Consider the following 3924-nt stretch of genomic DNA (forward strand, 5'->3'; position numbering starts at 1 on the left):
GGTCGGCGGGGACGCGGGGCACGTACGCGGTCCCGGAGTCGTCTGCCGGCGGCCCGCTCCGGCCGCCCGGCTCTCCGGCCCCGCGGGGCCGCGCGTGCCGGCCGGTGCGCCGCGCGCGAGCTGGGCTTTCCCCGAACCAGGCGGCGGGGCCCCGCCGTTCGCGAGACGCACCGCCGGAGGTGGCCCGGGTCGCGGACAGCGCGACGCGGGGGCCGTCGGCCGGGTGTCCGAAGCGCAGCACGCTGCCGGGGCCGACGTCCCGCTCGCTCACTCGCACGCCGTCGCTGAACGTGCCGTTGGTGCTGTGCTCGTCCTGCACGGTCCAGTGCCCGTCGTCCGCCCGCAGCACCGCGTGGTGCCAGGAGACCCGGGCGTCGGTGAGGACCACGTCGCTGTCCGGGTCGCGCCCGATGCGGTACGTCCGGCCCGGTGCGATCACCGTGGAGGCCCCGTCGACGTCGAGGACCAGCTCGGGAGCGGCAGGATGCTCGGACGGGTGTTCTCCCATACGAGAATGCTATCGGCCGATAACGTGATCTGCCTGGCGAAAGGGATCTTCCGGGCGGTCACCGGAAGAGGCGCCGGGCCGGCTCAGCCGGCCGGGCGCCGCCGGTAGTCGGCGACATGGCGTACCACGGCGTTGAACAGCCGCGCGCTGTCCGCCGCGCGGGACCCTCCGGCGGGTCTGCCGAGACGTTCTCCCTGGTGGGTGAGGCGGGGGTTGGAGAACCGGTTGATCCGGGTGCACGGCCCGCCGGTCGTCCGGCGGCAGCTCGACTCGTACGCCTCCAGCGTCGACCACGCCCCCGAGGCGGGGAAGTAGCCGCGTGCGCTGCCGGAGCCGCCCGGCTCTGTCACATGATCGTGCCGGGCCCCGAGGTTGTGGCCGATCTCGTGGGCGAGGGAGTGGTGGGCCAGCGCGGACTGGGCGACCAGGCTGTAGCCGTAGCCGCTCGTGGCGGGGGTGACCTGACGTGGACGGTGGGCCAGCCCGGCCGCGCCCTGGCTGCCCGTCACCACCGTCACCAGGTCGGCGCCCACCCGGTCGCGCAGCGCCGGCAGCCCGTCCGCGATCCCGTCGCCGCGCCGGGAGACGCCCCGCAGCAGCGCGTCCACCGGGCGGTCCAGCTTGGCCGGCACCGCGACCGCGGTGACCGAGACGAGCCGGAGCCGGGCGTTCACCCCGCTCGCGGCGAACGCCTGGGAGGCGGAGGCCACCGCCCGCCGTATCCGTGTCCGGACCGCCTGCGCGCCGCCCGCCTCCCGGCTCGCCGCGGGGGTGAAGGCGGCGAGCACGTCGACCGTCACCGGCCGGGCGGTGTACCGCGGCACGGCGAGCCCGGCGCAGTGGTGCTCCGGCAGCTCGACGGCGCGGCAGGCGGCCGCCGCCCGGCCACCGGGCGGCCCGCTCTCGTCACCGGCGCGCTCGGCGAGCGGTCCCCGGCTCTCCTCGGCGCGCCCGCCCGCGGCGGCGGCGTGCCGGGCGGACACGGCGGCGGACCCGTACCCGGACCCGGGCGCGGCGGGGTCCGCCGGTCCGGCCGTGCCCAGCACGATGGCCAGCGCGGCGGCGCCGGCGGAGGCGGTGGCGAGGCGCATCTGCGTCCTTTCGCAGCAGGAGGCGTCCCTCGGAGCGGGACGTGAGGTGCGTCTTGCACCGGTCCGGTGCCGCATGCGTCGGCCGCCCGCGGTTCACCGCGATGGCCCAAGCCGCCGCCCGGCCCCGCGCCTCGACGGGATTCACCTCCCGCCCGCTGGGAACGCGGAGGGGCGGATCCGCGACGCCGACGTCCCCCGGGCGCGCGGACCCGCCCGACCGACACCCCGCCACCGACACCCCGTCGAGGAGCCCCGCACGATGAGCGACGAGCAGCCCGCCGACCCGCGCACCCGCCACCCCCGTCCGGACTTCCCCGAGCAGCAGCAGAGCCACCCCGGGTGGACCGAGCCGATGGACCCGCCGCCCGACCACGGCGAGGAGTCCTACCGCGGCAGCGGAGTCCTCGAAGGCCGGGTCGCCCTGGTCACCGGCGGCGACTCGGGGATCGGCCGGGCGGTCTGCCTGGCCTTCGCCCGCGAGGGCGCCGACGTGGTCTTCACCCACCTGCCCGAGGAGCAGGCCGACGCCGACGAGACCGCTGGACTGGTCGAGGGAGCCGGCCGCCGGGCGATCGCGGTGGCCGCCGACAACCGCGACGAGCGGGAGTGCGAGGCGCTGGTCGAGCGGGTGGTGCGGACGTACGGCCGGATCGACGTGCTGGTCAACAACGCCGCGTACCAGATGGCCCAGCCGGACGGGATCGAGGCGATCAGCACCGAGCAGTTCGACCGGGTGATGAAGACCAACCTGTACGGCATGTTCTGGCTCACCCGGGCCGCCCTGAAGCACATCCCGCGCGGCGGCAGCGTCATCAACACCACCTCCGTGCAGGCGTACCAGCCCAGCCCGCCGCTGCTGGACTACGCCATGACCAAGGGCGCGATCGTCACCTTCACCCACGGGCTGGCGCAGGCGGCCGCCGAGCGCGGCATCCGGGTCAACGCGGTCGCCCCCGGCCCGGTGTGGACGCCGCTGATCCCGGCGACCCTGCCGACGACCGCCGAGTTCGGCCGGCAGTCGCCGCTGGGCCGCCCCGCGCAGCCCGCCGAGATGGCGCCCGTGTACGTCTTCCTCGCCTCGCCCGCCGCCAGTTACCTCACCGGCGAGATCGTCAACGCGACCGGAGGCACCCCGCTGCCGTGAGCCCGCCCATCGAGCCCTCCCTGCTGTGGCGCCGGGCCCGCTGGGAGGCGGCGGCGGTCGGACGGTCGGTCCAGGCCGCCGTCACCCGGTCCGGACCGGAGCGCGACCTGGCCGTCCAGGCGATCAAGGCGGCCGCTGCCGCCGTGGCGGCCTGGGCGGTCGCCGGCTGGTGGTGGAGCGCCCCGCTGGCGCTGATGGCCCCCTGGACCGCGATCGTGCTGGTGCAGAGCACCGTCTACCGCTCGCTGCGGGCCGGCCTCCAGCAGGTCGTGCTGATCGCCGGCGGCACCGTGCTCGCCGCCCTGGCGCACACGCTCACCGGCGACACCATGGCCGCGATGGCGCTGGTGCTGCCCGTCACCATGCTGCTGGGCAACTACGCCCGCTTCGGCGACCAGGGCGTCTACGCCTCCACCACGGCCCTGTTCGTCCTGGTCTACGGCTCCTTCAGCGGCTACGACATCGCCCACCGGCTGCTGGAGACCGCGCTCGGCGCGGTCATCGGCATCGCTGTCAACGCGCTCGTGCTGCCGCCGGCGCACCTGCGGGCCGCCCGCGACACCCTCTTCCGGCTGCCCCGCGACACCGCCGCCCTGCTGCGCGACATGGCCGAGGAGATGCCCGAGGGCTACGACCGGCCGCAGGCCCAGGAGTGGCACATCCGGGCCAGGCGGCTGCCCAGGCTGCTGGACGACATCCGCAACGCCCGCACCTGGCAGCGGGAGAGCGACCGCTTCAACCCCGCCCGCCGGATGCGCCGCCGCGGCCCGGAACTGCCCTCCACCGACTGGGACGCCTCCTGGGAGCGGATCGCCGAGCACCTGTCCACGCTCACCGGGGTGCTCGCCGAGGCGATCGGCGACGAGGCGCGGCTGCGGCCCCCGTCCGGGGAGGCGCTGGCCGACCTGCCGGAGCTGCTGCACGCCCTGGCCGACGTCTGCGAGGGCGACTGCGCCGTGCTCGGCGGCGACCGCCCGGACCGCCGGGTCGACCGGGGGGAGGCGATGGGCCACGCCTGGGAGGCGCATCGCCGGCTCAAGGCGTGGGTCTCCCACCAGGACGAGGAGACCGCCGTCTCGCTCGGCGGGCTGGTCTCCGAACTCCAGCAGACGCTCTACGACCTGGGGGACGCGATGATCGGCCCCCGGCACGGCCCCTGGGCGCCCCCGCCGCGTACCGCC

General features: G+C 76.4%; 4 protein-coding genes. 2 read left to right on the plus strand and 2 right to left on the minus strand.

The genetic code is table 11. The annotated features are described in order from the left end of the window. A partial coding sequence (locus C6N75_RS20160; protein ID WP_146132619.1) for an FHA domain-containing protein occupies positions 1-508 on the minus strand: 508 nt, incomplete at its 3' end. An 83-nt stretch (positions 509-591) separates the two neighbouring features. Further along, positions 592-1599, minus strand: a complete 1008-nt coding sequence (locus C6N75_RS20165) for a reprolysin-like metallopeptidase (RefSeq protein ID WP_181160548.1) — start codon at positions 1597-1599, stop codon at positions 592-594. 259 nt (positions 1600-1858) lie between these two features. Here C6N75_RS20165 and C6N75_RS20170 point away from each other — a divergent pair, with 259 nt between their 5' ends. Then, on the plus strand, positions 1859-2743 hold the full coding sequence (locus C6N75_RS20170) for an SDR family oxidoreductase (protein WP_105870319.1): 885 nt from the start codon (positions 1859-1861) through the stop codon (positions 2741-2743). Further along, positions 2740-3924 (plus strand): FUSC family protein (locus C6N75_RS20175; RefSeq protein ID WP_258177509.1); only part of this gene is annotated, 1185 nt, incomplete at its 3' end. The genes C6N75_RS20170 and C6N75_RS20175, both read left to right, overlap by 4 nt.

Origin of the sequence: Streptomyces solincola (assembly GCF_002982015.1) — a bacterium.
Taxonomy (GTDB): Bacteria; Actinomycetota; Actinomycetes; order Streptomycetales; family Streptomycetaceae; genus Streptomyces; species Streptomyces solincola.